This window comes from Niallia nealsonii, from assembly GCF_002835805.1.
Classification (GTDB): domain Bacteria; phylum Bacillota; class Bacilli; order Bacillales; family Cytobacillaceae; genus Niallia; species Niallia nealsonii.
Window position 1 is genome coordinate 24,572 of the sequence record NZ_PISE01000017.1, and the last position, 26,132, is coordinate 50,703.

Genomic DNA, 26,132 nt, shown 5'->3' on the forward strand with positions numbered 1-26,132 from the left:
ATGTACGAACAATTATCATTTGGAAGTAAATTAAAAATGTTGGCAGAAGAAGTCGAAACGCAAATTCGTCCCGTTCACCAGCAGATTGAGGCAAGGATAGATGAAAATCAATTTCGTGTGCTGCAAAGCTTTCAAAACCATAAAGTCAGCGAATCCCATTTTATCCCGTCAACAGGATATGGTTATGACGATATTGGCAGAGATACATTAGAAAGCATCTATGCAGAAACCTTTGGTGGGGAAGCAGGACTTGTACGCCCGCAAATTATTTCAGGAACACATGCAATCAGCATTGCACTGTTTGGCGTTTTGCGCCCAGGAGACGAACTTTTGTATATTACGGGAAAACCATATGATACATTAGAAGAAATTGTGGGCATTAGAGGCGATGGAGTTGGTTCTTTAAAAGAATTCAACATCTCTTATGATAGTGTTAATCTTAAACAAGATGGCACCGTTGATTTTGAGGGTGTTGCTGCAAAAATAAAACCAAATACAAAAATGATTGGTATACAACGTTCGAAGGGGTATGCAACAAGACCTTCTTTTACCATCAGTGAAATCAAAGAAATGATTTCGTATGTAAAAGAACTAAAAGAAGATGTTGTTGTGTTTGTTGACAACTGCTACGGAGAGTTTGTGGAAAGTCTAGAACCATGCCATGTTGGCGCAGATTTAATGGCAGGATCTTTAATAAAAAATCCTGGCGGAGGAATAGCGAAAACAGGAGGTTATATTGTCGGAAAAGAAAACCTGGTCAAAGCGTGTTCCTACAGGATGACGTCGCCAGGAATTGGTGCAGAAGCAGGAGCGTCCCTTTATAGCCTGCAAGAAATGTATCAAGGTTTTTTCCTTGCTCCACATGTTGTAGGCCAAAGTTTAAAAGGTGCCGTGTTTACAGCGGCCATGCTAGAAAGATTAGGCATGAACTCCACTCCAAAATGGGACGCGTTAAGAACCGATTTAATTCAGTCTGTTCAATTCGATGATAAAGATAAAATGGTGGCATTTTGTCAGGCAATTCAATATGCTTCTCCTGTAAACTCCCATGTAACAGCCTATCCAAACTATATGCCAGGATATGAGGATGACGTTATTATGGCGGCTGGGACATTTATTCAGGGGGCAAGCATTGAACTGACAGCAGATGGGCCAATACGACCTCCTTATGTGGCATATGTCCAAGGCGGATTAACTTATTCCCATGTGAAAATTGCTGTATGTATGGCAGTAAACCGCTTATTAGAACAGCAGTTAATTACAATAAACGAAGCATAAACAAGGTACTGACAAAGAAGAGGGAGAAACTGTCACATTAGTTGACAATATATCTTACAAATTCTATAATGAATTTGGGTAAATTTATATATAAAAGGAGCCGATTACTATGTCTGGTAGTCAAATTCGTCGGTCGATGCCTCTATTCCCAATAAGTATTGTTATGCAGTTAACAGAGCTGTCTGCTCGACAAATTCGCTACTATGAAGAGCATGAATTAGTGGCTCCAGCAAGAACGGACGGCAACAGAAGACTTTTCTCATTAACTGATATTGATAAACTACTGGAAATCAAGGATCTAATCGATCAAGGAGTAAATCTCGCTGGAATTAAGCAGATTTTCTCTGTAAAAGATAAGCAAGTGTTAACAGATGAAGTGAAGAAAGAAGCAGAAAAAGCTCGCCGGGAGTTGTCAGACGAAGATTTGCGCAAACTGTTGCGCAAGGAACTTCTAAATGCTGGACGCTTTAACAATTCAAATCGACCATCGATGCACCAGGGCGATATGACAAGATTTTTTCCAAGATAATTAGCATATAAAAAACATATGGGAATCAAGGAGGAATATGGGATGGCTAAAAATTATACTAAAGAAGATATTAAACGATTTGCAGAAGAAAGTGATGTTAAATTTATTCGTCTTCAATTTACAGATATTCTAGGAACAATCAAAAACGTGGAAATTCCAATTAGCCAACTTGATAAAGCATTAGACAATAAAATGATGTTTGACGGATCATCTATTGAAGGATTTGTGCGCATTGAAGAATCTGATATGTACTTATATCCTGATTTAAATACATGGGTAGTGTTCCCATGGACAGCGGAAAAAGGAAAAGTGGCACGTTTAATTTGCGATATCTACAATCCAGATGGCACACCATTTGAAGGAGATCCACGCAATAACTTAAGAAGGATCCTTAAAGAAATGGAAGCGCTTGGATTTACAGATTTCAACTTAGGGCCAGAGCCTGAATTCTTCTTATTTAAATTGGATGAAAAAGGCAATCCAACACTTGAATTAAATGACCACGGCGGCTATTTTGACTTAGCTCCAACAGATTTAGGAGAAAACTGCCGCCGCGACATCGTTCTTGAGCTGGAGGAAATGGGCTTTGAAATCGAAGCATCTCACCATGAAGTAGCTCCAGGACAGCATGAAATTGATTTTAAATATGCAGATGCTGTAACTGCATGCGACCAAATCCAAACATTCAAATTGGTTGTTAAAACAATCGCACGCAAACACGGTCTTCACGCAACATTTATGCCGAAACCATTGTTTGGCGTAAATGGTTCAGGAATGCACTGCAACCTATCTTTATTTAAAGATGGACAAAATGCTTTCTTCGATCCATCAAGCGAATTAGAATTAAGCGAAACAGCACTACAATTTATCTCAGGTATCATCAAACACGCAACGAGCTTTACAGCAATTACTAACCCAACTGTAAACTCGTACAAACGCCTAGTGCCAGGTTATGAGGCACCATGTTATGTGGCATGGTCTGCACGCAATCGCTCTCCTCTAATTCGCATCCCAGCATCCCGCGGATTAAGCACACGCGTTGAAGTGCGCAGCGTAGACCCAGCAGCAAACCCATACTTAGCAATGGCAGCACTTCTAAAAGCAGGACTTGACGGCATCAAAAACGAGATGTTCCCGCCAGCTCCAGTAGACCGCAACATCTACATCATGAGTAAAGAAGAACGTCTAGCAGAAGGAATCGTCGACCTTCCTGCAACACTTTCTGATGCATTAGTAGAGCTAAAACAAAACGACGTAATGATTGATGCACTCGGAGAACATATCTTCGCACACTTTGTCGAAGCAAAAGAAATCGAGTGGGACATGTTCCGCACGCAAGTCCATCCATGGGAAAGAGATCAATACATGGAAATGTTTTAATAAAGAAAAGCCTTGGCGCTGTAAGCGTCAGGGCTTTTTTTATGGGGGCAATTATCATAAAGGGGCATTAGCCATTTGATTTATGCCCCAATTCTGCCCCCAAAATAATTTTTTTCGTATGGTTTTCAAAACGCTGGATAGAATCTATTGTAAGATTTTTAATTAAATACGTGTAAATATCTGAAGTGATCTGCATAAGCAATTAAGTATCTATTAAATTTGTGTTTGATTTTTACAATGAATTTTTTATTAATTTCTATATCGAATTCCTTTTATTAAGAAAATTAGAAAATAAATACAGTAAAAACATGCTAGGAATTGATAAAATATAAAAATAATAAATTCCCTAATAATTGTATGAAATGGAAGATAGATATTGGCTAGATTAATGCTGAATCAGGAAAGAATAAAAAACATCAAGTGATGTGAAAAGAATATCTATGAATTGAGGGAGCGCTTTGACGATAGCTGTATTTTTAGATACTAATATTATTATGAGCGATTATAAAATGGTTGGACATACTTTTACTAGCCTATTAAATGCAACAAAACAATTTAGAGAAAATGAAACCTGTAAGTTATTAATAACTGAAATGAATAAGCAAGAAGTAGAAAATAACTATGCATCTGAGTTAAACAAAGCTTTTAAAGATTTAAAAAATTACTATGAAAAATCTAGAAAGTTACTTTTAGTAGAAGCACCAAGACTTAATAAAAACGAGTGGAAAGAAAATAATATCTCAGAGTTTCTTACAAAATTGTTATCAATTTTTGATGTTCATGTACCATCTGAAAATGAAGTCTATTTAAATTCGATAAATAGATTTTATAATAAAAAGCGTCCTTTTAGAGACAACAAAGAGGAATTTAAAGATTCTATAATTTGGGAAAGTATTTATGATTATGCTGTCCAAAATATAGAGGAAAATATATACTTTATTTCATCAAATTATAAAGAATTTGCAATTAAAGAGAATGAATCATTTCGATTACATGAAGATTTTGATGATTTAAATGGGAGAATAAAATATTTTGAAACTATCACTGATTTTCTAACAGAAATTGATTACCTGAAGGTACATCATTTTGATTTTAGAGAAGAGAAAGAGATTATAAGTGTTATTACAGAGCACTTGAAAGATAATAGAGAAAATGATATATCATCTCTAGATTCTGCTTTATTCAACTTTTTTAATAATAGACAGTTCTCTTCAGAATATATTGAAGGTTGGGGTGTTGATTATTATATCAGTAGTTTCAAGAATGTCTGCATTATAGATGAAATGGACATTTTAGAAAACGAACAAGAGTTTATTATTCCTGTTGCTATTATTGCTGAAATCGAATATGCAGTCGAGACAATCAATCCCGTGTATGATAATGAAATTGATGATGATTTCTTTATTCAATCAGAAAGAATAGCTAATGACTTTTTTATTGATTGTGAAGTTGTATATAATCCTCAGAGCAACACAGTGGAAAGTATAAATAATGCAAAGGTACATTTTGAAGTTTAATTATGCTTAACTAACAAACTGGAATAAGCTATAGAAGTTTACAAATAGTCAGAAGCCTTGACGCTGTATACGTCAGGGCTTTTTTTAGAGAGACAAGCCATTAACCATTTGAGTTGTGTCCCAAGTCGGTTCCTAATATTATATTCTTTGTATGGTTTTCAAAACGCTCAATAGAATCTGTTTCGATCTTTTTACTGACATGTGTGTAAATATCTGAAGTAATCTGCATCGATCCATGCCCTAAAGCTTCCTGGATATATTTCATCTCCACATTTGATTCTAATAACAGCACTGCATGCGTATGACGTAATGTATGGATGCTGAGAGAGGGCAAGCCAGCCTTTTCTAGGATTCTGCGAAAAGCATTAAACAAAGTGGACTTTGGCAGCGGCGATCCATTTTCTCTGCAAAAGACCAAATCCAAATCACTTTTATAGGCTTTCTTTAAGCGAAAGATATTATCGTTCTGTCTGACCTTGTGTGAGCGTAAATCCATCGCTAAACGATTGGTGATAGGTATTTCCCTTACAGAGTGATAAGTCTTTGTATCGCTGAATAATTCATTGTCTGTCGCTGCTTCATAATCTAAGGATTGTTCTATACGTATACGGTTAGAAGAAAGATCCACATTACTCCATTGCAGGGCAAGGGCTTCACCTTTGCGGACACCTGTTTCGATTAAAAAACGGAAGAATATATAGTGCGTATAATTGTCAGCAAGAGCAGCATCTAAGAAAGGTTCAATTTTATCATAAGGAATAAATTTGATGGCGGCCTTATTTTCCTTTTCTCTTTTTTCTTTAGCAGAGTAAATGGAAACATCGGTACATGGATTATCATGAATCTTCCTCAATATTTTTGCCTTTTGCATAGCCCCATACATTGTGCCATGTACGATTTCCACCGTTCTTTTGCTGTAATCGCTCTCGATTAAATAATTAATGAACTTTTGATACAATTTATAGCTTAGATCATCTAATTGAATGTTCTGGAAGTAGGGGACAATATGGTTTTTGATATTTCGCTCATGTATTCGATACGTATTTTTTGCTATTTTGCCTTCCTTATATTCCTTCAGCCAAAACTCTAGAAATTCAGCAAGTGTTTCATTAGAAGCTGAGTCGAAGCCTAACTGTATACTACGTTTTGTTTCTTCATAAGCTTTTTCAGCAAGAGGCTTTGACTGAAAACCTTGTCGTTTTACTTCACGCTGCTTTCCGGTTATTTTGTCTTTATATTTGTATCGGAATGACCAATTGCTAGGGGATATTCTTTTAAAACTAGCCAAAATTCCACCTCCAAGATATTTTATTTAAATGATAAATATAGTAACGGGACAAAAATAGATAATTTTAGGTACATTTTCATTATAAGAACACATGTTCTTTTTGTAAATAAAAAAATAAACCTTGAAATTCCTCAAGATTTATTTTTCATTTACATATTCTTTAATTAAAACACTCTGATTGATATTTTTATTGATGTTGTTTTTTTCATCTTTTTCAGGTTGTGAGTAGAGATGATATGATATTAAGATAAGGAGTGATATCGATAAAATAATCGGTATCATCCATGTATATTTTTTCATCTTTTTAATTGTACTATCTAGTAATCCAAATTTATCAGTAACAATAGTACCAATGATTTTTTCTTTTTCTTCAGTACTTATCCCATCAACTAAATTGATAAAATGATTATAGGAACTCGATAAGGATTCTTTTTCTTTTTCAGCTATCCAAACAGAATACTTAAGTGTAGCTACTGATAAAATGCCAAAAATTATAAAGAAAAAAATTAATATGAAAATGTTACCCCGAGAGGAGTAGGTGATAATCCCTGCTATTAAAGCCCCAGCTAATGTTAACCAACTTTTGTTTAAGTTGTCAGATGCTGCGGTAATTTGTTTGCTGATAGATTCACTAGTATCCCTAATATATTTTTCTAAATCTTTCTTTTTATCAAAAAATGATTTTACTTTGTCTTGTACATAACTATCAAAATTCGCATTAACTGAAGCAAATAATTCTGGAACTAACTCAATAAATTCAGAAATAGTACTTTCACTTGATAAATGAATAGAAAGTACATTTCTTGTTACTAATAATTTATCTTGTGTGTGTACATTATAAATTGTATCGTATAATTGAAAAATTAAATCGACTGTTTCATTAGTTATATTTTTTGTGTTCTCTTCCGATAAATGAATGTTTTTATATCCATGAATGAAGAATTCTTCTTTAGCTGAGATGTTTGCAATATAATGTAAGCATAGTAGCATAGTATAATAATTTAAATGATTTGCTATACCGGTTACATCTTTTATAGGCAGTTCTTTAAAAAACAAATGATCTGGTAATATACCATCCATTAAACTTCCCATATTACAATATAGTTTTTGCTTTTTTGTTATTGATAATATTCTTTCTTGAGTGACTATTTCTACAGTTTCATTCAGAAACTTAAATAAATCATCTTTATAGAGATTCCCTATAATAGATATGAAATTATTTTTATATAATGTAATATTATAGAATGGAAGAAGTACAAAAGTGTATCCATCATTGATAATGAGAGATTTTTTTATTTTTTCATATGAAATAGAATTTTTAAACTCATCTAATTTTAAGAAAAATACAATGTTTTTATTTGCTTGGTTAGTTATTTTTGTCAGCATATCTTTAAGGAACTCTTTTTTTGAAAACTTAACTGTTAATTGAATATTATTTTTATTCTTATTTGCTTCGATCCATTGTTCGATATCTTGTAGGTTTTCATCGGTACAAGTTGCTGTTATTTGTCGTAAATCCAATGAACGAAAACTAATTGTTAATGAGTTCGCTAATTCCAGGCAAATATTACGTAGTTCTCTTACATTTAAGTAATTTAAATTGTAGTTAGGAGAGTAAAAACTAAAAATATCCATGTCTTCATTAAATGAATTTAAAGATAGATTTAAAATGTCGAGCATATCATTTATATTTTTATTAATGCTATCTAACATAATTTTCCCCCCTAACATAAGTAATAAATCCTAAATTATTACTTAATATTAATATTTGAAATCGTAATATTTTGCGTGCCATCTTCATTGTCAGTGATTCTAACTTTTGTGTCCAATAATTCGCTCGGAAAACTTATAAGTATATTCTCGGTAGTTTTTATTTTTTTAATACCTAGAACACTTTCTATTTTTGATGTCATTGCTCCTTTTAATACTGTATCTCCCATACCTTGCTCCATTACGACTCTTTCTAATTGTTCAACAGCATCATTAAGTTGTTCAGGATGTGAATAATATGGTGATAAAATTTGCAGAGCAGCTTCTTCTACTGTAAATTCCTCACCATTAATTATTTTATTACCAAAACTTTGTAAAACTGTATGCTGCTGATGGTAGTCTAACTTAGCATCTATATTCAAATATTTTACTATCCCATCCATAAGTTTTTCAGATTTATGTGTATCTGTTAATAAAAAATTGGATTTCAGAAAATCTCTATAGAAAAACGTAGAGAAATCTGCAACCTGCTTATCTAAAACAATTAAACCCGGTTTGGTATCCCATTCAAGGTCAGTAATGGTAGTAGTATCTCTTATAATAGCACATTTTTGTAATTTGCTTTTTTTATTTGGTAATGGAAGAGATGTACCTTTTAAAATTAACTCATAATTACCAAGGTTGTTTTTTTCATAAGCAATAGCATCATTTTTATCTAGTTTTATTATAGCGATTAAATTCTCTAGCGTATTTGTGTATTCAACAACAACGATACAACCTGCAGCAGCTGACTGAGGAGTTGCTGCAAATAAATGATTTGCTATAAGTTGAGAAGATTTAACAAAATTTACTTCAGGTTGTTGTAACATTCCATTTATTAATTCTTGCACCCTTGTTTGTCGATTTTCAAACTTAGCCAATTTACTTTCTTGATTTTGTACAGATGTGCGTATATGTTCTGTTATAAATTTATTGATTTCGGGTACCAAATTTTTTACATCAAATTCATCTTGGCTTTTCTCAGCTCTGCTACTTTCTTTATGATCAATAACGTGAACAATTCCTTTTAAAAGTTCAATTGATCCTACTTCTCTCATAATTTCCATTCTGATCTTCCTTTGTAGTTAATTATTTAAAATATCTCCAAACTCCACAATCTTTCCCGAATCTGAACAAACCCATCGACCTTATGTTTATAAATCAACTCCAGCCGATAGTGTGCAAATTCTTCTGTCACAAGGAAGTGATTGGCAATATCGCTTATTAATATTGGTTCGTTGATTGCAGCTGCATAGATGTCTTTTAGAAAGCGGTGGGGCATAAGCAGGTATGCCGACATTCGCCGTGCTTGGCTCTCTTGTTTATCTAATGTAAGCTTGTCCGTTATTAGCTGGGAAGAGTAATGAGAGTAGATATGGCAAAATTCTTCGGCTAATAGCATTCTTTTTTCGATTGGATCTAGATCGGGGACAATATAGATGGTGCCACGACGACCGTTTTTGTTCGGAATAGAGTACGATTTTAGATGATTAATAGATAAAGATTTATCAATTTCTGATAAATAATTCTTATCGAGTGGTTTAATTACAATTCCGTACTTCCAGCAAATATCATACATATCAATTTCATCGGGGTGTTGGTAATGAAATCGAGACAGCACTTTATTGGCTCGTTTTTCCCAATCATCAATATGTTTCTTTTCTGGACTTAATATGTGCATAATGCTTACTCCAAACTCAATAGATATGTACTAGATAATATCCATTTTAAAGTAAAAAATAGTCTATTATTACCATGTGTAGGCTAAAAAGTAACACGATTTTTACATCGTGTTTTTTTATTGCATATTAATCTTCGAATTCTCCAAAACCATCTCCACGGTTTTCTTCTTCATCGTCATCATCCAAGAATAGATTTTTAGCCTTCTGCAGCTTAATAAGCTCTTTTATTTTTTTTTCTGGATTTTTTGCTAAATCGTGAAAGAGGATAGGATGTTTCTTTAATTCTTCAAATACTTTGTATTCTTCAGCAGTTAAAGTAATTTCTTCTCCTGCAACGATAATCTTAGCTATATCTTTAGACGGAATATCTGTTTCTCCTAATAGATAGGATGTATTCACATTATATTTATCTGCAAGGATTTTCAAAGATGCTAAAGATGGTTCGTTTCTACCCTGTTCGTAGTAGCCATAAGCACTTTCTGAAATACCTAAGAATTCTGCAACATTAGATTGGGTCAGTTTATGTATTTTTCTTAGTTCTTTTAGCCTTTCTTTTAAACTAGCCATTAAAACAGTCCTTCCAATGCTTCATTATAAATTAATTATACAACTATGAGTTGGGTATAGAAACTTTTTTTATTAAAACAACAAAAAATTGTATTTTGTATTGACTCTCAACAAAAAGTTGGGTTATTATAAAAACAACAAGAAGTTGGGAGGGTGGATATGAGTAAGAAAAGAGATATTTTAATAAATCTTCGTAAAGAAAAAGACTTAGTACAAAAAGATGTTGTGTTTTTACTAGAAAAGATGCATGGGATTAAAATAACAGAGAGTTATTACGGAATGATTGAACAAGGAGTAAGGACACCAAGTTTGAATATTGCACTCGCTATTTCAGAATTATTTAAGAAAGATGCTAATGAAATTTTTTTTAACTAATAACACAACAAAAAGTTGGGTTGTGTGTTTGGTATATTCAATAATTTTAATATTTTGTAAGTCACAATTCTAAATAAAAAATGTGACATGTGAATAAGGGAGGAAATGTTGTGAAGGAAAAACAGCTTTTAACTGAAAGTAACAAATCAAAAGCCACCGCGGCAACGGTAGCTAATGATTCAGTAATTTTAGATGGTGAGAAAATAGCAGATGAATTGTTTAAAAAAATAAATGTAAAACAACCCTCAAACACTGCGGCAACAGTGAATGAGAGTGAAGTAATTAACGTGAATAGAGAACGGAAAAAATTAGGTTTAGTACCAATAGATGATTCTTTAGCAAATGAGAATCTTAAATTAAAATAGCTCCACATAATAGCCAGCAAGTTTAGAATGGTCTTCAGCTAAAACAAGTGCTTCAAATTTCATTTCTAAACTAGAAAGTACTTTGGGCATTTCATTAATCATATCTTCAGTAGATATTTCATAATGAAAAACTTTTGATAAAGAATGTCTTAGTTCCATAGTGTTAATTTTATTGAATTTACTACCAACAAACATAATATCGTATTTGTCGACAGTTTCTCTATATTCCAATTCATTAGTTATGGACATAGCAGCAGATTTCAACTCGGTTAGTACTTCAATTAGTTTCTGTGAATGGTTCATTATTCCACCTCCTTCCATGTCAATATTCGACAAGAAGTGAGCAAAACCTTTAAAAAAAGGGGGGAATTATTTTGCTGGAAACAAACATTCAAGAAATGCTTCATAAATCAGAAATGAAAACAGACCTATTGTCGATTGCCTACAATCTTTTGACAGATGAAAAATACTCTAAGCAAGAGGCTAGTAAAGAATTAGTTGAGTTTTTAGATAAACATGGTTTTAACGAATAGGGGGAAATGGGATGGCCATTGGCGACTTATTATCGAAAGCTAGGAAACGCCAGGGCATGACGCAGGAAGATTTAGCAGCCGATGTAAATTACAGCCGTGAAGCGATTGCCAAATATGAAACAGGAGCAAGGAACATGCCAAAGGAGCTTTATCAAGAAGTGACGCAATCAGTTGATGATCCACAATTCTATTTTGAAACATGGGAAGCAGTTAGTGGGGTGGTTAGTATTCCTTACTTCGACGGTGATTACATAGATCAGCACCCAGCTAGTATGCATTACTTAGTCAGAAAAGAAACCGCCGAAGCTTTGGAACAATTGAATACCATCTGCTGGGTGAAGCCAGCAAATGTCCGAACTGCTGATGAACGAGAAGAAATGAAAAAGGTACTGATGGAAGTATTAGATGCAGCAGCCAGTATGATTAATTTAGTGGCATGCATTTGCAAGGAATACAGATTTTCTATGAAAGATATTTTTCGAGCATGGAATGTATCGATGAAAATACGAAAATTCAATAAGTAGAGAGGTGGAAGAAATGCTAAGTATCCAGATTGATAAAGAAGAAGTAAAGCAACTATACATGGAAAAATTGAAAGAGAAAATATCGGAAGTAGATGCTGAATTGGTCTTTTGGGATGCCAATGAATTAAAAAGAAGAACTTGCATGTGCTGGAATACGATTCAAAAAGAGTTTTTCTTTGATCCACGATTTCCAAAATACAAAGTGGGCAATAAATGGTATTTTCCTGCAGATAAAGCAAAAGAGTTTTTGCTGCAGTGGATTACAGAAAAGAGATAAGGAGGGATTGTGAATGGTGGCAGCAATACCTATAGAACTAATGAATGACCGGTACTGGAAGAGTCTGCTTCATTTATTTATGAATCATGACAAGTTAAACAGTGTTTTTACTACTAAATATTTTGATTTTCATAATAACACCATTAGAATCCAAGCTTTAAAAAGAAATGCTGCACCTTGGTCTTATTCAGAAAAAGTAATGTTAAATCTTGCCCTGCATCTATTTAACGAAAGAAACAAGTTTAATTTGTCGGATATAGATTATTTAGATGCCTTTAATAAAAAACTGGCATTTGAAGCAATGGCAAAAAGGTTCTCTTAATCAGAAAAGGAGTAAACAACTATGAAGCAAGCAATCTATCTGTTGAATACACAAAAACAAATGGTCATAACAGCAATGGAGTTTCACCGTTCTACCCTGCAAGGGATGAACAAAAAGTTATTTGATATTGCTTTTAATAAAGTGAACCGAATGGATGAGGTATTGGAACTGGATGGCATGGAAATGATTTATCTCACGCAGTCTATGAACAGATATGCAAAGTACTTATCCAAACTAGGGGAGATATACGAGTCCAAATTATACCGTGCAGCAGCTGAAGGAATTGAAATCATTCGAATTAAATTTCAAATGGAAAATGGACCTAAAGTGAAAAAGGAAAAAGCAGCTAGTGCTGGAACACTAACTGCTTAATCACTATTATACGCCTAAATCAAAAATACCACAGATTATGGTGGACGGCAAGTGCTTAATCGGCTTAATCGGGCTTGTCGTAATGGTTAGGACTTATTTTTTCCTAACCATTACGGTGCGCACCGATTATATGAAAAGGAGACATTATTTTGGATAAAGGAGAAAAGAAAAAAATTCGTCTGGAGATTATCGGCATTTTGAATACTGAATGCAGTAATTGTCCCTATCTAAAAGACAATCAATTTAATAAGATGTGCCATCATACTTGCACCTTTGGAAAAAGAATGCAAGAGCTACAAGTAAAGATGGAAACAAAAGCAGAAGAAGTGAAAGTCATGAAGAAACAATCGGTAAAACCATATAACAAGGGTAGGTATACCCCGGAAGAAGAGTTCTATTTGCTTCATCATATGGATTTATACAGGCTCACTCATTTGGCCAATCGCCTTAATCGTTCTTTAAGTTCCGTGAGTTTAAAGATTAAGCAATTGCGTAGGAAAAAGAAAGAAAAGGTCTCTTAAGAAGGAAAAGTAGGTGGGAATGATGCTATATCAAGTTGATTTTGCTATTAGTGTAAAGGGAGCCTATCAAGATATCTATCAAGCTTTTATTTTTGCCATGAGTCTTAAAGAAGCGAAGGCAGAAGCGGAAGAAATAAAAGCAGAGGTATTAGAAGGCATAAAACAAAAAATCCATGTTTTTATTGGTGATCCTGCTTGTTAAAGGTAAAACAATCTAAAGTCGTTTTACCAGCAGATATTCTGGAAGCAGAGGGGCAATCAAATTTTGCGGAAAAAGTACAAGCGTATATGAAACGTTATGACGGTTATAAAGTAATCGCGGTAGAAAATGGATTGGCGATATGTGAAGTATTCGAGAGGAGAGAAACTAGTGGCAACCAAAATAAAAAGGGTCATCATCAAAGAAGAACTAGTGGAGCTAACGGGTGATTTTAAGCTTGCGATTGTTTTGAATCAAATGATTTATTGGTCTGAACGCAAAGAGGATGTAGAAATCTTTGTGCAAGAAGAGGTGGAGCGTCTACAAAAGTATGCAGATAACGCTAAGGATGCAGAGGTGCTGTCTGTCAATCTACTAGAAAGCCATGGTTGGATTTATAAAAAAGCAGAGGATTTAGCTGCTGAAACGATGATTAATGTGAAGCCTAAAGCTATGCGTGAATATTTAAAGGTGCTTGTTGCCAATGGCTGGTTGGATGAAAGACGTAATCCAAAATTAAAGATGGATCGCACGCTGCAGTATCGTGTGAACATCCTTAAAATTCAACTGGATTTGAATAAATTAGGCTATAACTTAGATGGTTATCCATTGCCGATTGTTCTTGACGAAAAGGAAAATACGAATTTTCCTGAGGAAAACTCGAACGGTGAAAAAGAAAATACAAAGGGCGAAAAAGAAAATAGAACGGTCGAAAAGGAAGCTAGAAAGGGCGAAAAAGAAAGAGCAATACCAGAGATTACTACAGAGATTACTTCAGAAAGTACTTCAGAGATTTTAGAAGAAGAAGTAGAAGAAGGTGCGCCATGTGCAAAAGTAAATCCATTTCAATTTTTCGAACAAAATGGATTTGGCACAATTGGAGGTCATATCGACGAAAAGATTGATATGTGGTGCCAAGATCTTAGTGACGAGCTTGTAGTGAAAGCAATGGAGATGGCTGTGGAACGAGGAGCCAAAAACTTCGTGTATGTAGAAACGATATTGCGTAACTGGGCAGATAAAAAAATTCAAACAGTGGAGCAGGCAGAAGCTTTAACTGCGCAGTACAGAGAACAGCGCTCGAAGAAACAGGCGGCTCCTCAGCAAAGAAAAGCAATTCGGACGGAAAAAATACCGGATTATTTTAATATGCCTAATTATGAAACATTACCGCAGGCACAACAAAAAAAGAATTTTGAGGAAGAAAAGCAAGAGCTAGAAGAAATGATAAAGGGGTTAAGAAGCTAACAATGGCCAATAGAGAATCGATGATTGAGGAGCGGAAAGATTTTGTTATTGGTGAATTGATCTGCTTTGGAATAACAAAATTGCAAGACGGGAGACAGCTGTATGAAGCGCAATTAGGAGAACTGGAGCAGCTATACATACAACAGCAGGTGAAGCAGGCCAGAAAAGTGGTGATGGAGCAAGTCCGATGAAAGAATTAACGCTTGGCCAACTCTATTATTTAGCAAGATATTCAAACGAACATCGTTATGAAGCCCTTGCTGAAATCTGTAGGAGGTTAAATCATGTTGTACAGCCAGTGCAGCTGTTGCGGTGACACATTTACTTTAGCAGCTAGTGACGACTACTTATTTTGCTCAAAGATATGCGAAAAGGCACATGATCTTTTTCGAGAGGAGGGTGAGAAGAATACAGCATGCTGCTTACCAAACTATCAAACAATGTCACTTTACGACCTACACAAAAGCTGCGCAAAAGGCAGCAATAAAGCACAAACTGAATGGAAAAGGCGCTGGGAAACGCATTATCCAAATTTAATCGACAGAAAAAAGACCGAGCATACGGAAGCCCGGCCAAACATCGAATTGAACATACCATCATTATAACAAAATTGGAGTGTTCAATGTGAAAAGAACAAAAGAAATTATCATTAACCAAGATATGTCCATTCAAGAAATCATAGAACCGGGAAAAATAAAAATTCTTGTCCTGGACGGAAACAAAGGCACTGCCTCATCTTGTGAAGCAGTAAACCACGGCGAAACAGTGATCGAGACAGTTAACGGGCAAAGCCGCCGCATTCACTTTAGAGAAAGCGAGCTTATTTAGGCTGCTGAATCTATGAAATAAGTATAAATAAAAGCTTGTACCGATTATATAGAGTGGTTGGTACAAATATACATGTATGAGACCATTGTGTATAAAGAAGTGAGAATAATTGGAGAGAAAAGACCTGTTTTTAAGAAACAAGAATTGGAAGACTGTAGGGGAACGTAAAAGATGATGAACAGAGATTCAGTGGTTGGAAAGGAGACCATAATTAAAGCATTATCTGTCTAATATTTATTATTTATGTTTTAGAAAATGAATAACAAATTAAAGGGAATAAATACTACGCATCCAATGTTGTTAAAAGAAAGTAGTATTAAAATTACAATTTAGAGATTTGTCAGAACAAAGGATTTTATTTGGTGGTTGATAACAGTATATAATGCACTTCTTGCTCTAGATATAATCTGCAAAAGGGAACACCACTATTAATTATCAATGGTGGTGTCATTTAAAAAAATTATTAATATATAATTTTTTGTTAAATGTATTTTGAAACATAAATTAACAAGAAAAAATTTGTAATAAATATTTAAAATTTGCCTAACATTTCAATATTAATATTGTCCATACTATCAATAATAAATACCTTTGAAGTTTCGAGGCATTCTAAATGTATTCTATATTTGCCTATTTTTTCATAGTTTTGAATAAAAGATGCTAAACCACCAGTTTTTCTATCAGTTATACCAATTATTCGATAGTTTTTATTGAAAGTTATTTCAATAAGAACATATTTCTTACGTTCCTTAACACTAACTTCAATTTGTTCTTCAAAATTTATATATATTGGATTATCGAAAAACTGGAATAAATCTACTGAACTCTTAATATGCTCTATAACTTCGTGAAAATCCTTGCCTTTTTCGTAAATTTTACCAACAGTGGGATAAGGTATTGTTCCTGTATGATCGGTAAGTTCGGGACTTCCTATAAAAATATAATTGGTTTTATTTGTGATTGATAAAGGTAAACACGCATTACAAATGTAAACATTTAATTTATTTTCATTAATAAGTTCTACAGTTGAATATAATGTTCTTTTTTGTCCAATATCTATAAGTCTTACTTTTTTACCTGTTTTATCATCAGGTTTAAAAAAATTATCGTAGTAATACTTAAAGAAGGTACTAAATTGAATTATTGCTTCTGAAAGTAATCCCTTTTCAGAGAAACAAAGAGAGATTCCTAAAAGTGCTTGATAATTAGTTTTATCTATAGATAAACATTTTTCAAAATACTGTATTGCATCATCATATAAACCTAAATAGCGATATATTTCTCCTTTGCGAGCATATGCTTGATACATATTAGGTTCTAGTGAAATAGCTTTATTTACATGATATAAAGCTATTTTAATATTTAACTCTTCAAAATAACATAGGCTAATATTCAAATGTGCTGAAGAGAAATTATTATTCAATCTCAGACAAGAGTTATAATATTCAATAGCATTAGAGCGATTACCTTGTAGCCAGTTGGTATAAGCCAAATTATAATATAACTCTGGTGATTTTTTTAATGTTAGTGTATATTCTAGTTGAATTATTGCTTCAGTATATTTATTAAGTGCACCTAAAGAAGAACCTTTTATAAAATTTGCTTCATAATTACTAGGATTTTCAATAATAATTAAGTCACTATATTTAATGGCTTCTTCATATTGTTTGCATAATTCATTTAACATAGCACATTGAAGGTATATTTCAACTTTTGGAAAAAAGGTTGCTAAACTTATATAAATATCAAGAGCAGGTTGATATTCACCATCTTGGATTAATTTATCCGCATATTTAAGTTTTTCTTCTAATGGTTTCAATATTGATTCTTGTGTATCTCCAAGTATTGATAGAATTTCGGATGATTTGATTACCTTGCTTTGATAAATTTCATTAATTATTTTAGTTGCAATAGAATGAATAGAGTGTTGCTTGCTTAATTCTTCTATATCTTCTAATCTTAAATGGCCTCTTTGGCTTCGCAAAGATTGAATTTTTACTTTTAAGCTATTTAAAAAATTTGGAATGTCTATAGAGATATTTTGTTTTTCTGTCCAAGTCCAAACAGATGCTAAAAGTACATCTTCTATAGTTCGTTCAGCAAAAGGTCGGAATTCACAGTTGAGAAACAAATTCTTTTGTTTTTCCAACCCTAATTTAGCTAGATCTTTATTGAACTCGGCAACTATATTTTGTTTCCAATTTTCATCTATATCTGACTTGATAATATCAAGAAATTGATCTCTTTTTTTTATTAACTTATCTAGTTCGTCTTGAAATTGAGAAGCAACAATCATGATATGATGGCTAGTATCAGTATATGTTTCTTTTAATATTTTTTTAACTTGAGATATTGTCAGTGTAGTTTTTTTCACTTGGGCAGAAACTGTACTATCTTTTTTGTGAATGACAAAATCATTAATAGTTTCAATACCTAGGCTATTGATGAAATTCTGTCTATTTAAACATTGAAAAAAGCAAATTAGTGCACATGCATCTTGAAAATTTAAACCGGCAGAATTATTTGATCCGCCGGATAATTTCTTCCCAAAATAAAAAGGTATTTCCATACAAATCTTTCCTTTCTCGAGAAATCATTACTATTACAATAGTATAATTTATTGTTTGAAAATTTTCTTCCCAAACTTTATTAACTACAAAAATAATTAGATTAATCTTGTGTATTTAATGAAAAATGAGGAAAAGAGCAGATAAAATAAAGAAAACTGGTGTTAGTACATAATAATAGTATAATATATAGATAATTAAAAAAGTCCAAGACCGAAAGCGTGCGGACACTGATACAAACAGCATTTCTATGTTGTTTGTATCAGTGTCCGTTTTTTTGTCTATTGAATTGTTGAAATAAAGCCATTTTGTTTAGAAAAGGGGATAAAATCATGATGGAAGATTTATTAAAACAATACAAGTTATCATTAAAAGGCATTAAGAAGAAACGGGAGCAATTTAAAGAGCAAATTAATTGTCTTCAAGAGGTTATAAAAGATAAGCGGAATAAGAAGAAGGATAGATTGTTGGCCAAGGAAGAGAAGCAGCTATTAGAAGCAGAAGATATTATTTATGCTGGCATAGAAAGTGATTTGTTGTTTGCAATTGAGTGGATGAAAACAGGAAAGAATCCGGGAAATAGAAGGGCGATTGAACGGAGATCTGTTTATCAGAATACAAAGCCTGTTGATCCAGTATTAATGCAGCGTTATTTCAGAAGTACAGAAAACTGTTATGAATGGGATAGGGAAGAAAAGGAATACGCTGCTTCTTATTCTGAGCGTGTACATATTGATGATTTATTATCTGTATTAACGGAAAGTGAAAGAGAAATTTATTTAATGAAAAAGGGATATGCTCTTTCTTTAAATAAAATTGCAGATGAACGAGGCATAGTAAAGTCTGTTGTTTCTCGCACATTAAAGCGGGCAGAGAAAAAAATTGAAGAGCAATTATTATTAGTAGGGGGAAACTAATATGGAGTATGTTCAACCAATTAGGGATCCAGAGCTGTTAGAAGAGCTGAAGAAATATTTAAAAGCGGGAAATGAACGGGATTATGTCATGTTTATGCTGGGAATAAATACAGGGCTAAGAATATCAGATATTTTGAAATTAAAAGTGAAAGATGTTCGTGGCGATTTCATTAGTATTAGAGAGAAGAAAACTGGCAAAGCAAAGAGGGTAGTCATTCGGCCTGTTTTGAAAAAGGTATTAAAGGATTATATTGCCAAGATGAAAGCTCATGAATATTTGTTTAGAAGCAGGAAGGGAAGAAATAAACCAATAAGAAGAGAGTCTGCTTACAGCTTATTAAAGAAAGCGGCAGCTGCAGTTGGCATTGAGGAATTTGGAACACATACGATGAGAAAAACATTTGGATATATGTTTTATAGACAGACGCATGATGTAGTGGCATTGCGAAAATTATTTAATCATAGGGACGATTCTACAACACTAAGATACATTGGTGTGGACCAGGATCATTTAGACGATTTAATGCTAAAGATAAAAATTTAGCATTATTTTTTTATGTTTTTTTCTTCGAAAAAGGGACTGAAAAGATTGCTGCTGAACTGTTGAATATTTCATAAATGTACAGGTGTATGATTCGTATGTAAATATTTTTAAAATACTTATGTATCAAGGCTCCACAGCCTTTTTATGAATCTTACAGAATTACTAGATAAGAAAGATTCGAGGGATTTAGGGCAACCTTTGCCACCTATATATGAGAAAACAATTGAACGGATATAAGTTGGTGATGATGATGATGGCTTATACAACAGAGTACTTAATACAGTTGATTAGGGAGGACAAGCTCATTAAGTTCTATAAGAGCAGAGCTTGGAAGGACCTAAGAGAAGTAGCGTTAAGGCGTGATAACTATGAGTGTCAGAACTGCAAGGGGAGAGGGAGATATCATAGAGCGCAATGCGTTCATCACATCAAGGAAGTAAAGCCACATCCAGAGCTGGCGCTAACTCTTGATAACCTTATGAGCCTTTGCAATGCTTGCCATAATCAAGTTCATGATCGAGTAGCAGCTAAGCGGGGACAGCCTAAATTTGTTAATGAGGAGCGGTGGTGAATGATAATCTTTTATGAAACAACAGAAGAGATTGAGTTCTGGAACTCATTAGTTCGCCAAATTAATAAAGGATTAAGAACAAAGTTAGCAATGGCGATTTTTTCAGCTGAATATAAAAGCGAATGTTACGAAACTAAGCTAAATAATAAAGAAATTTATAGAAATTTTATTAAAAATATTTAATTCTTTCAGAATACCCCCCGGTCAAAAAGTTTTGGCTTTTTTAAGAAAATGTGACAACGGGGAAAGTTTTCGGGAGAAAAGATTTTTGGCAATTTTGCATAAGTAGGGGGGCAAAAAATGCAACGGGTTGCAATCCCCCGAAAAATCACCTTGTAAAATATTTACAACAGTTGGGAGGTGGTCGATTTGGATAGGATGCCAAAGAAGCATGAACTCGCGGTAAATGACTATTTGAGGGGTTCCACAGCCAAAGAAATTGCGCTTAAATATGGGGTTGCGGTAGGTACAGTGAAGAGCTGGAAAGCGCGTTATAAATGGACCGAAAAAAATGCAACTGCACCAGAGGCAACAGGCGAAAATGAAACCCTAAATACAGAGTATCAAGAAGCCCGGGAAATAATTTTAGATAGTTTGGTAGATCAATTGATTGCTAATGACATAAATCTTCCTCATTACAGAGATTTGGTGGAGGATTATATGGCATTATGGGATATTAAAAATAATTTAATAGCTGATATAAGAGAAAGAGGAGTAGCAGTCGTTTGGACAAATGGAAAACAATCTGGGAAAAAGAAGAATGATAGTGTGAACGAGTTAAATAAAACCAACAAACAAATGCTAACACTTCTTTCGGAATTAGGATTAAAGGCAGCTAATCTTGAAAAGGATGATACGATTGAGGACGCATAGTTATCATCCCTACATAGATGAATACATGGATATGGTGGATCAAGAGAAAATCCAAACATGTGAAGAACAAAAATTCTTGATGCATTTTTTGCGTTGGAAGCTAGATCAACCCAATATTGTTATCGATGCAGAAGCTATTGAAAAATCAGTAAGTGTGCCCGAACCATATTTTCCTTATAATTTGTTTCCCTGGCAGAAATTTATTAATGCTTTTATTTATGGAGTTAGATATACAAATGGGCAATTAGTATTCAATCGGTTTTTAATCGAGATTGGCCGGGGAGCAGGAAAGAATGGATATATCTCTTACAATAGTTTTTTCATGCAAACAGGTCACCACGGAATTAATAACTATGATATTGATATTGTTGCTACTTCTGAAGACCAAGCGAAGACATCATTTGAAGATGTTTATAACGTAATAGATGATCCGAAGAATTCTAAAAAGCTAAAAAAGATTTTCTATCAATCTAAAGTATTAATCCAGCATAAAATTACTAAATCAAAATTAGAATTCAATACTTCGAATGCCAGGACAAAAGATGGTAAACGAAGTGGCGTTGTTATTTTTGACGAGGTTCATGAATATGAAGATTACTCGAATATTAAAGTTTTCACTTCAGGTCTTGGGAAGAAGAAAGATCCTCGAACTTTCTATATTACGACAGATGGGAATGTTCGCGGCGGTGTTCTGGATGATTTAAAAGATGAAGCAAAGATGGTCCTTAATAGACAATTCCCTGAGAGCACCTTATTCCCGTTCATCTGCAAACTGGATCATGAGGGTGAAGTGGATGATATGAGTTTGTGGGAAAAGGCAAATCCATCTTTCCGATATAATCCAAATCTGCAACACGAGATGAAACAAGAATATTTCCTTATGAAGAAAAACAGCGCACTTCGAATGGAGTTCATGACAAAAAGAATGAACTTGCCAATGGAGGATGTGCGAAAAGAAGTTGCTACATATAAGGACAGATTAGCGACTGAACAGCCGATACCTGACTTGAAAAATTCAGAGGCTATTGGCGGATTAGACTTTGCGCAAATTCGAGATTTTTGTGCGGTTGGTCTTTTATTTAAAGCGAATGGAAAAAGATATTGGCTACATCATACTTTTATGCATCATACAGCACCGAAAACGCAAGATATTAATCCAGATATTATTGATTTAGCCATAAAAAAAGGCTTACTTACAGTTGTTTATGATAAGTCTATTAGCGCAGAACATGTTGTTAATTGGTTTATAAAGATGGCCAAAACATATCGGATTAAAAAGGTATGTATGGACTTGCATCGTTCTTCTATTCTAAAGCCAGCATTTGAGGAAGTAGGATTGGAAGTGGAGATAGTAAGAAGAGGAACGATTACTCATAGTATGCTTTCTCCTATGGTTGACGAGATGTTTATCAAACAAGAGGTTGTATTTGGCGATGATCCTTTAATGCGCTGGTATGTAGGGAATGTATATAAAGAAGAAAAGATGAATGGCAATATTGAATATAAAAAAATAGAACCTGAGAAGCGGAAAACAGATGGATTTTTCGCCTTTTTGCATGCCTTAAATTTTGATTCGGAACTGGTGGAATATACCCCGATTAGAAAAGGCATGTTTAGAGCAAGGACTTATTAGGAAAGGTGGTGGATTATGGGATTCATAGATTGGATAAAAGGCTTTGTAACAAAAGATGATGGTTCCATTAGTTTGAAAGAATATCATTATGAACTATCTGTAAAAGCCTATGCGAAGAAATTAGCAATTGAAACATGCATCGATATTATTGCTAAAACTTTAGTCAGATGTGAGTTTCAAACATTTGATAAAGGCAAAGAAACAATTGGCAATAACTATTATTTGTTAAATGTTTCGCCAAATGATAATCAGAACGCAAGTGAATTTTTACATTCCTTGGTTAACAAGCTGATAAAAAACAATGAGTGTTTAGTCATTATGCAAAGTGATCAATTGTTTGTAGCAGACAGTTTTACAAGAACAGAATATGCACTGAAAGAAAATGAATATAAAAATGTTTCTGCAAAGACGCTTAATTTTAATAAGACATTTTATGAAAGTGAAGTGCTTTATTTTAAATTAAATGATACCAACATCATGAATGTGATTAATGAGCTGCATGAGGATTATGGAAGGATTTTAGACTCTGCCATAAATATATACAAGCGTTCAAATGCGAAAAGAGTTTTACTGGAAGGCGATTTTCTAAGACCGCAAAGTGAAGAAGAACAAAGCATGATTGATGAAATGTTTAATACCCAATTTAAAAATTGGTTTGAAGCAGATAACGCTGGTGCAGTCTTTCAATTGCAAAAGGGATATACGCTAACAGATATGTCCGGTTCTGGTAAAAGCGGAACCCCGTCCACCACTAGCAGAGATATAAGAGCAGTTATCGATGATATATTTGATTTTATAGCAATGGCCTTTCATGTTCCTAGAGGAATGTTAAAAGGAGATCTGGCAGATGTAGAAAAGCAAACAGATAATTTTTTAATGTTTTGTATTATGCCTTTAATCGAATTAATATCAGATGAATTCAATCGTAAGATGTACGATAAGAAGCAATTTATTGAAAGGACGTATTTAAAGATGGATTCTTCCCGTATCAAGATAATTGACATTGTACAATTGGCGACTGCAGCTGATAAATTCTTTGCAATTGGCGTTAATAATATCGATGAGAACTTACGAATGATTGGGCGTGAGCCATTAAATGAAGATTATTCACAAAAAAGATATGTTACTAAAAACTATGAATCTGTTGACTCTATCGGAGAAGAGTCGAAGGGAGGTGAAGGGACATGAAAATTAGGCGATATAAAAATGAGCAGTATAACAAGCTGGCAGAGATTACTCCAAAGTTTAAAGCGGAAGCGAAAGAGGATATGTCCAGTTTAACTATATATGGTGATATAGGGGAGTCTTGGTGGGGAGATTCTATTTCAGCAAGTCAGATTGAACGAGCGTTAAAAGATATCCAGTCTGATACCATTCATGTTCACCTTAATAGCGGAGGCGGGGATGTATTCGACGGTATCGCTATATATAATCAATTGAAAAATCATAGTGCTAAAATTGTCATCCATGTGGAAGGTCTTGCTGCAAGTGCGGCTTCTTTAATATTAATGGCTGCTGATGAAGCGATTATCTATACAGGGGCAATGGTGATGATCCATGAAGCTTCAACAGGGGTATGGGGAACTAAAGCAGATATCAAGAAAACTTTAAATGCGTTAGAAGGAATTGATAAATCACTTGCAGATATTTATATGACTCGTTTTCAAGGAGAGCGTGCTGAGGTAGAAAAGATGATTGAAAATGAGACTTGGTTTACAGCTGGAGAAGCAGTAGATATCGGTTTAGCAGATATAGTGGACGAAAAAGAAGCTGAACCAGTAGAAGAAGATCCAGAAGAATTTAAAAATAGTGTTCTAGAAAAAATTCGTAATCGGAATGGTAATAAGATTAACAATCAAGTAACGAAAACAAACAACAGCATATTAGATAAATTCAAGCGCGTATCGAATGAATAGGCGTTTTATTTATGTGCTTAAATAGGAGGAACATAATGAAAAATGTATTTAACACTTATAAAAAGCCTTTGCTTGGTCTTAATTTACAACTTTTTGGAGGCATTAAAAACCTCGATAATAATAAGCCGGTTATTCAAAATAAAGATGAACAAATAGCAGCAATGCAAGCTGCCTTTGAAGAAGGTGATGCTAAAGTAGTAGCAGAAAAGTTGTTGGAAAACTTTGAAGGGAACTTTGTTCATTTCCAAAGCATGATGAACGATGTTGTGAAAGATGCGAAAAGAGCAAAAGAAGAAAATTGGGATGCAAATGTATTGGCAGCTCGCGGTGTTCGTGTTCTTACAAGTGAAGAAAAGAAATTTTATAACCAAGTAATTGAAGTACAGTCTTTTAGCGAAGTACAAAAATTAATGCCGCCAACGGTTTTCGAAAGAGTTTTTGAAGATCTGGTTATTGAACATCCATTATTATCTAAAGTTAATTTCCAAACGACAGGAGCAACAACAGCATGGGTTCTTCGTAAGCCTGGTGCAACTACCGCATTCTGGGGAGATGTAACGGCTGCTATTCAGGAAATGGTGGATGAAGGATTTTACACGATTGAACAAGGGATGTTCAAACTAAGCGGCTTTTTAGTTGTAGCTAAAGCGATGTTTGAACTAGGACCTGAATGGTTGGATCGTTATGTTCGTACATTCTTACAAGAAGTTATTTCTGCAGAACTAGAAGAAGTTATTGTTGTAGGCACAGGAAATAAGCAGCCTATTGGAATGATTCGTGATTTAGATGGTGCGGTAGTAGGTGGAGTTTATCCTGAAAAAACAAAAATTCCATTAACTGATTTTACGCCAAAGGAAATTGGAGAAAAGATTCTTGCTCCAACAACTAAAAATGGTACTCGCCGTTATACAGGTGTGACATTAATTATTAATCCATTAGATTATGCTACTAAACTTTTCCCGTTAGGAACTAAGCGGAAAGATGATGGTACTTGGACGTATGATAATTTTTCTGTTCCGGGATTAGAGATTATCCAATCTCCTTCTGTTCCATTGGATACCATGATTTCTGGTAAACCAAAAGATTATTTTATGGGAGTAGCAAGCGAGCAAAAATTAGAAACAACAGATGTATTGCGTATGGTAGAAGATCAACGCTTATACCTAGTACGTCAGCTTGCAAATGGACGTCCTTTAGATGCTGATTCATTCACCGTTTTTGATATTAGTGAATTAGGACAAGAAGAAGCAGTAGCAACGCCTTAATAAAGAGGAGGAATTAACATGCCCTACGAGGTACTAAATGATTTTATTGAAAATGAACATAAAGGATTGCGATATCAAAAAGGAGAGCTTTATCCAAAGACAGGGTTTGAAGCGGATACTGAAAGAGTTGCCTTTCTGCAGGAAAAACATGAGAAATATAAAAAAGTATTTTTGGGTCCTGAATTAGAGCCAAAGGTAAATGAAACTGTAGATGATTCGAAAGAAATAGAATCAGAAGAAAAATCAAAACAGAAAAAAAGCACATCTAAAACAAAAGCTGATAAATAGTAGG

At 34.0% G+C, this 26,132-nt stretch carries 35 protein-coding genes; 28 read left to right on the forward strand and 7 right to left on the reverse strand.

Annotated features, from left to right (window positions below; translation table 11 throughout):
- From CWS01_RS09070 to CWS01_RS09085, 4 genes are all read left to right on the forward strand, one after another.
- On the forward strand, positions 1–1,278 hold the full coding sequence (locus CWS01_RS09070) for a methionine gamma-lyase family protein (protein ID WP_101176877.1): 1,278 nt from the start codon (positions 1–3) through the stop codon (positions 1,276–1,278).
- Positions 1,279–1,387: 109 nt separating this feature from the next.
- Complete coding sequence (locus CWS01_RS09075; protein ID WP_101176878.1) at positions 1,388–1,807, forward strand: MerR family transcriptional regulator; 420 nt, start codon at positions 1,388–1,390, stop codon at positions 1,805–1,807.
- Between the two features lie 42 nt (positions 1,808–1,849).
- Positions 1,850–3,187 carry a type I glutamate--ammonia ligase gene (glnA, locus tag CWS01_RS09080; protein WP_101176879.1) on the forward strand — a complete coding sequence of 446 codons (1,338 nt, stop codon included), beginning with the start codon at positions 1,850–1,852 and terminating at the stop codon, positions 3,185–3,187.
- A 458-nt stretch (positions 3,188–3,645) separates the two neighbouring features.
- Entirely contained in the window at positions 3,646–4,704 is a 1,059-nt protein-coding gene (locus CWS01_RS09085) for a PIN domain-containing protein (protein WP_101176880.1), read from the forward strand.
- A gap of 100 nt (positions 4,705–4,804) precedes the next feature.
- Here the strand turns inward: CWS01_RS09085 and CWS01_RS09090 are convergent, their stop codons facing one another.
- The 5 genes from CWS01_RS09090 to CWS01_RS09110 form a co-directional block, all read right to left on the reverse strand.
- Positions 4,805–5,992, reverse strand: a complete 1,188-nt coding sequence (locus CWS01_RS09090; RefSeq protein WP_101176881.1) for a tyrosine-type recombinase/integrase — start codon at positions 5,990–5,992, stop codon at positions 4,805–4,807.
- Positions 5,993–6,130: 138 nt separating this feature from the next.
- The gene (locus CWS01_RS09095; RefSeq protein WP_101176882.1) at positions 6,131–7,705 is read right to left on the reverse strand and encodes a hypothetical protein; all 1,575 of its coding nucleotides are present in this window, start codon (positions 7,703–7,705) and stop codon (positions 6,131–6,133) included.
- Between the two features lie 38 nt (positions 7,706–7,743).
- Complete coding sequence (locus CWS01_RS09100) at positions 7,744–8,808, reverse strand: nucleoid-associated protein (RefSeq protein ID WP_101176883.1); 1,065 nt, start codon at positions 8,806–8,808, stop codon at positions 7,744–7,746.
- A 26-nt stretch (positions 8,809–8,834) separates the two neighbouring features.
- Positions 8,835–9,422 carry an ImmA/IrrE family metallo-endopeptidase gene (locus tag CWS01_RS09105; protein ID WP_101176884.1) on the reverse strand — a complete coding sequence of 196 codons (588 nt, stop codon included), beginning with the start codon at positions 9,420–9,422 and terminating at the stop codon, positions 8,835–8,837.
- 127 nt (positions 9,423–9,549) lie between these two features.
- Positions 9,550–9,990, reverse strand: a complete 441-nt coding sequence (locus tag CWS01_RS09110) for a helix-turn-helix domain-containing protein (protein WP_101176885.1) — start codon at positions 9,988–9,990, stop codon at positions 9,550–9,552.
- A gap of 159 nt (positions 9,991–10,149) precedes the next feature.
- Here CWS01_RS09110 and CWS01_RS09115 point away from each other — a divergent pair, with 159 nt between their 5' ends.
- Entirely contained in the window at positions 10,150–10,365 is a 216-nt protein-coding gene (locus CWS01_RS09115) for a helix-turn-helix transcriptional regulator (RefSeq protein WP_101176886.1), read from the forward strand.
- Between the two features lie 110 nt (positions 10,366–10,475).
- On the forward strand, positions 10,476–10,730 hold the full coding sequence (locus CWS01_RS09120) for a hypothetical protein (protein ID WP_101176887.1): 255 nt from the start codon (positions 10,476–10,478) through the stop codon (positions 10,728–10,730).
- Here CWS01_RS09120 and CWS01_RS09125 read toward each other — a convergent pair.
- Positions 10,722–11,033, reverse strand: coding sequence for a hypothetical protein (locus CWS01_RS09125; protein WP_101176888.1), 312 nt, complete (start codon positions 11,031–11,033; stop codon positions 10,722–10,724). The genes CWS01_RS09120 and CWS01_RS09125 overlap by 9 nt on opposite strands.
- Before the next feature lie 71 nt (positions 11,034–11,104).
- Here CWS01_RS09125 and CWS01_RS22315 point away from each other — a divergent pair, with 71 nt between their 5' ends.
- The 12 genes from CWS01_RS22315 (at position 11,105) to CWS01_RS09175 (ending at position 15,554) form a co-directional block, all read left to right on the forward strand.
- Positions 11,105–11,263: a hypothetical protein gene (locus CWS01_RS22315; protein ID WP_157827611.1), complete on the forward strand. Its 159-nt coding sequence runs from the start codon at positions 11,105–11,107 to the stop codon at positions 11,261–11,263.
- Between the two features lie 11 nt (positions 11,264–11,274).
- The gene (locus tag CWS01_RS09130; RefSeq protein WP_101176889.1) at positions 11,275–11,787 is read left to right on the forward strand and encodes a helix-turn-helix domain-containing protein; all 513 of its coding nucleotides are present in this window, start codon (positions 11,275–11,277) and stop codon (positions 11,785–11,787) included.
- Positions 11,788–11,800: 13 nt separating this feature from the next.
- The gene (locus CWS01_RS09135) at positions 11,801–12,064 is read left to right on the forward strand and encodes a group-specific protein (RefSeq protein ID WP_101176890.1); all 264 of its coding nucleotides are present in this window, start codon (positions 11,801–11,803) and stop codon (positions 12,062–12,064) included.
- 13 nt (positions 12,065–12,077) lie between these two features.
- A complete protein-coding gene (locus tag CWS01_RS09140; RefSeq protein ID WP_101176891.1) occupies positions 12,078–12,386 on the forward strand; it encodes a hypothetical protein in 309 nt (102 codons plus the stop codon).
- Positions 12,387–12,407: 21 nt separating this feature from the next.
- Complete coding sequence (locus CWS01_RS09145) at positions 12,408–12,758, forward strand: hypothetical protein (RefSeq protein ID WP_101176892.1); 351 nt, start codon at positions 12,408–12,410, stop codon at positions 12,756–12,758.
- Between the two features lie 149 nt (positions 12,759–12,907).
- A complete protein-coding gene (locus tag CWS01_RS09150; RefSeq protein ID WP_101176893.1) occupies positions 12,908–13,279 on the forward strand; it encodes a hypothetical protein in 372 nt (123 codons plus the stop codon).
- Positions 13,280–13,301: 22 nt separating this feature from the next.
- Positions 13,302–13,481, forward strand: a complete 180-nt coding sequence (locus CWS01_RS09155) for an Arm DNA-binding domain-containing protein (RefSeq protein ID WP_101176894.1) — start codon at positions 13,302–13,304, stop codon at positions 13,479–13,481.
- Complete coding sequence (locus CWS01_RS22320) at positions 13,475–13,708, forward strand: hypothetical protein (protein ID WP_157827612.1); 234 nt, start codon at positions 13,475–13,477, stop codon at positions 13,706–13,708. The genes CWS01_RS09155 and CWS01_RS22320 overlap by 7 nt, the downstream gene beginning before the upstream one ends.
- Positions 13,650–14,726: a DnaD domain-containing protein gene (locus tag CWS01_RS09160; protein WP_157827613.1), complete on the forward strand. Its 1,077-nt coding sequence runs from the start codon at positions 13,650–13,652 to the stop codon at positions 14,724–14,726. The genes CWS01_RS22320 and CWS01_RS09160 overlap by 59 nt, the downstream gene beginning before the upstream one ends.
- Before the next feature lie 2 nt (positions 14,727–14,728).
- Positions 14,729–14,917, forward strand: coding sequence for a Fur-regulated basic protein FbpA (locus CWS01_RS09165; protein ID WP_235852011.1), 189 nt, complete (start codon positions 14,729–14,731; stop codon positions 14,915–14,917).
- A gap of 93 nt (positions 14,918–15,010) precedes the next feature.
- On the forward strand, positions 15,011–15,331 hold the full coding sequence (locus CWS01_RS22635; protein WP_101176896.1) for a hypothetical protein: 321 nt from the start codon (positions 15,011–15,013) through the stop codon (positions 15,329–15,331).
- Between the two features lie 19 nt (positions 15,332–15,350).
- A complete protein-coding gene (locus tag CWS01_RS09175) occupies positions 15,351–15,554 on the forward strand; it encodes an XtrA/YqaO family protein (RefSeq protein ID WP_101176897.1) in 204 nt (67 codons plus the stop codon).
- A 532-nt stretch (positions 15,555–16,086) separates the two neighbouring features.
- Here CWS01_RS09175 and CWS01_RS09180 read toward each other — a convergent pair.
- Positions 16,087–18,123: a tetratricopeptide repeat protein gene (locus CWS01_RS09180; RefSeq protein WP_101176898.1), complete on the reverse strand. Its 2,037-nt coding sequence runs from the start codon at positions 18,121–18,123 to the stop codon at positions 16,087–16,089.
- 330 nt (positions 18,124–18,453) lie between these two features.
- Here CWS01_RS09180 and CWS01_RS09185 point away from each other — a divergent pair, with 330 nt between their 5' ends.
- From CWS01_RS09185 to CWS01_RS09230, 10 genes are all read left to right on the forward strand, one after another.
- On the forward strand, positions 18,454–19,038 hold the full coding sequence (locus CWS01_RS09185; RefSeq protein WP_235852012.1) for a hypothetical protein: 585 nt from the start codon (positions 18,454–18,456) through the stop codon (positions 19,036–19,038).
- Position 19,039: 1 nt separating this feature from the next.
- Positions 19,040–19,582, forward strand: coding sequence for a site-specific integrase (locus tag CWS01_RS09190; RefSeq protein ID WP_101176899.1), 543 nt, complete (start codon positions 19,040–19,042; stop codon positions 19,580–19,582).
- Between the two features lie 253 nt (positions 19,583–19,835).
- Positions 19,836–20,153: an HNH endonuclease gene (locus tag CWS01_RS09195; RefSeq protein WP_407938551.1), complete on the forward strand. Its 318-nt coding sequence runs from the start codon at positions 19,836–19,838 to the stop codon at positions 20,151–20,153.
- Positions 20,154–20,336: a hypothetical protein gene (locus CWS01_RS09200; RefSeq protein WP_101176901.1), complete on the forward strand. Its 183-nt coding sequence runs from the start codon at positions 20,154–20,156 to the stop codon at positions 20,334–20,336.
- Positions 20,337–20,531: 195 nt separating this feature from the next.
- Positions 20,532–21,026: a P27 family phage terminase small subunit gene (locus tag CWS01_RS09205; protein WP_101176974.1), complete on the forward strand. Its 495-nt coding sequence runs from the start codon at positions 20,532–20,534 to the stop codon at positions 21,024–21,026.
- Complete coding sequence (locus CWS01_RS09210; RefSeq protein WP_235852017.1) at positions 21,004–22,659, forward strand: terminase large subunit domain-containing protein; 1,656 nt, start codon at positions 21,004–21,006, stop codon at positions 22,657–22,659. The genes CWS01_RS09205 and CWS01_RS09210 overlap by 23 nt, the downstream gene beginning before the upstream one ends.
- A gap of 15 nt (positions 22,660–22,674) precedes the next feature.
- Positions 22,675–23,847: a phage portal protein gene (locus CWS01_RS09215; RefSeq protein WP_101176902.1), complete on the forward strand. Its 1,173-nt coding sequence runs from the start codon at positions 22,675–22,677 to the stop codon at positions 23,845–23,847.
- On the forward strand, positions 23,844–24,575 hold the full coding sequence (locus tag CWS01_RS09220) for a head maturation protease, ClpP-related (RefSeq protein ID WP_101176903.1): 732 nt from the start codon (positions 23,844–23,846) through the stop codon (positions 24,573–24,575). The genes CWS01_RS09215 and CWS01_RS09220 overlap by 4 nt, the downstream gene beginning before the upstream one ends.
- 35 nt (positions 24,576–24,610) lie before the next feature.
- On the forward strand, positions 24,611–25,840 hold the full coding sequence (locus CWS01_RS09225) for a phage major capsid protein (protein WP_101176904.1): 1,230 nt from the start codon (positions 24,611–24,613) through the stop codon (positions 25,838–25,840).
- A gap of 18 nt (positions 25,841–25,858) precedes the next feature.
- Positions 25,859–26,128: a hypothetical protein gene (locus tag CWS01_RS09230; protein ID WP_101176905.1), complete on the forward strand. Its 270-nt coding sequence runs from the start codon at positions 25,859–25,861 to the stop codon at positions 26,126–26,128.
- Positions 26,129–26,132: the final 4 nt, after the last annotated feature.

Bases quoted from the DNA above. Each gene is read 5' to 3' on its own strand.
- glnA (WP_101176879.1), top strand. From the start codon at position 1,850: ATGGCTAAAAATTATACTAAAGAAGATATTAAACGATTTGCAGAAGAA.
- CWS01_RS09165 (WP_235852011.1), top strand. From the start codon at position 14,729: ATGGCCAATAGAGAATCGATGATTGAGGAGCGGAAAGATTTTGTTATT.
- CWS01_RS09195 (WP_407938551.1), top strand. From the start codon at position 19,836: ATGGCTTATACAACAGAGTACTTAATACAGTTGATTAGGGAGGACAAG.
- CWS01_RS09185 (WP_235852012.1), top strand. From the start codon at position 18,454: ATGATGGAAGATTTATTAAAACAATACAAGTTATCATTAAAAGGCATT.
- CWS01_RS09180 (WP_101176898.1), bottom strand. From the start codon at position 18,123: ATGGAAATACCTTTTTATTTTGGGAAGAAATTATCCGGCGGATCAAAT.
- CWS01_RS09190 (WP_101176899.1), top strand. From the start codon at position 19,040: ATGGAGTATGTTCAACCAATTAGGGATCCAGAGCTGTTAGAAGAGCTG.
- CWS01_RS09200 (WP_101176901.1), top strand. From the start codon at position 20,154: ATGATAATCTTTTATGAAACAACAGAAGAGATTGAGTTCTGGAACTCA.
- CWS01_RS09135 (WP_101176890.1), top strand. From the start codon at position 11,801: ATGCTAAGTATCCAGATTGATAAAGAAGAAGTAAAGCAACTATACATG.
- CWS01_RS22635 (WP_101176896.1), top strand. From the start codon at position 15,011: ATGTTGTACAGCCAGTGCAGCTGTTGCGGTGACACATTTACTTTAGCA.
- CWS01_RS09205 (WP_101176974.1), top strand. From the start codon at position 20,532: ATGCCAAAGAAGCATGAACTCGCGGTAAATGACTATTTGAGGGGTTCC.
- CWS01_RS09110 (WP_101176885.1), bottom strand. From the start codon at position 9,990: ATGGCTAGTTTAAAAGAAAGGCTAAAAGAACTAAGAAAAATACATAAA.
- CWS01_RS09105 (WP_101176884.1), bottom strand. From the start codon at position 9,422: ATGCACATATTAAGTCCAGAAAAGAAACATATTGATGATTGGGAAAAA.
- CWS01_RS09225 (WP_101176904.1), top strand. From the start codon at position 24,611: ATGAAAAATGTATTTAACACTTATAAAAAGCCTTTGCTTGGTCTTAAT.
- CWS01_RS09140 (WP_101176891.1), top strand. From the start codon at position 12,078: ATGGTGGCAGCAATACCTATAGAACTAATGAATGACCGGTACTGGAAG.
- CWS01_RS09115 (WP_101176886.1), top strand. From the start codon at position 10,150: ATGAGTAAGAAAAGAGATATTTTAATAAATCTTCGTAAAGAAAAAGAC.
- CWS01_RS09155 (WP_101176894.1), top strand. From the start codon at position 13,302: ATGCTATATCAAGTTGATTTTGCTATTAGTGTAAAGGGAGCCTATCAA.
- CWS01_RS09075 (WP_101176878.1), top strand. From the start codon at position 1,388: ATGTCTGGTAGTCAAATTCGTCGGTCGATGCCTCTATTCCCAATAAGT.
- CWS01_RS09125 (WP_101176888.1), bottom strand. From the start codon at position 11,033: ATGAACCATTCACAGAAACTAATTGAAGTACTAACCGAGTTGAAATCT.
- CWS01_RS09100 (WP_101176883.1), bottom strand. From the start codon at position 8,808: ATGGAAATTATGAGAGAAGTAGGATCAATTGAACTTTTAAAAGGAATT.
- CWS01_RS09220 (WP_101176903.1), top strand. From the start codon at position 23,844: ATGAAAATTAGGCGATATAAAAATGAGCAGTATAACAAGCTGGCAGAG.
- CWS01_RS09215 (WP_101176902.1), top strand. From the start codon at position 22,675: ATGGGATTCATAGATTGGATAAAAGGCTTTGTAACAAAAGATGATGGT.
- CWS01_RS09095 (WP_101176882.1), bottom strand. From the start codon at position 7,705: ATGTTAGATAGCATTAATAAAAATATAAATGATATGCTCGACATTTTA.
- CWS01_RS09145 (WP_101176892.1), top strand. From the start codon at position 12,408: ATGAAGCAAGCAATCTATCTGTTGAATACACAAAAACAAATGGTCATA.
- CWS01_RS09130 (WP_101176889.1), top strand. From the start codon at position 11,275: ATGGCCATTGGCGACTTATTATCGAAAGCTAGGAAACGCCAGGGCATG.
- CWS01_RS09230 (WP_101176905.1), top strand. From the start codon at position 25,859: ATGCCCTACGAGGTACTAAATGATTTTATTGAAAATGAACATAAAGGA.
- CWS01_RS09210 (WP_235852017.1), top strand. From the start codon at position 21,004: ATGATACGATTGAGGACGCATAGTTATCATCCCTACATAGATGAATAC.
- CWS01_RS09070 (WP_101176877.1), top strand. From the start codon at position 1: ATGTACGAACAATTATCATTTGGAAGTAAATTAAAAATGTTGGCAGAA.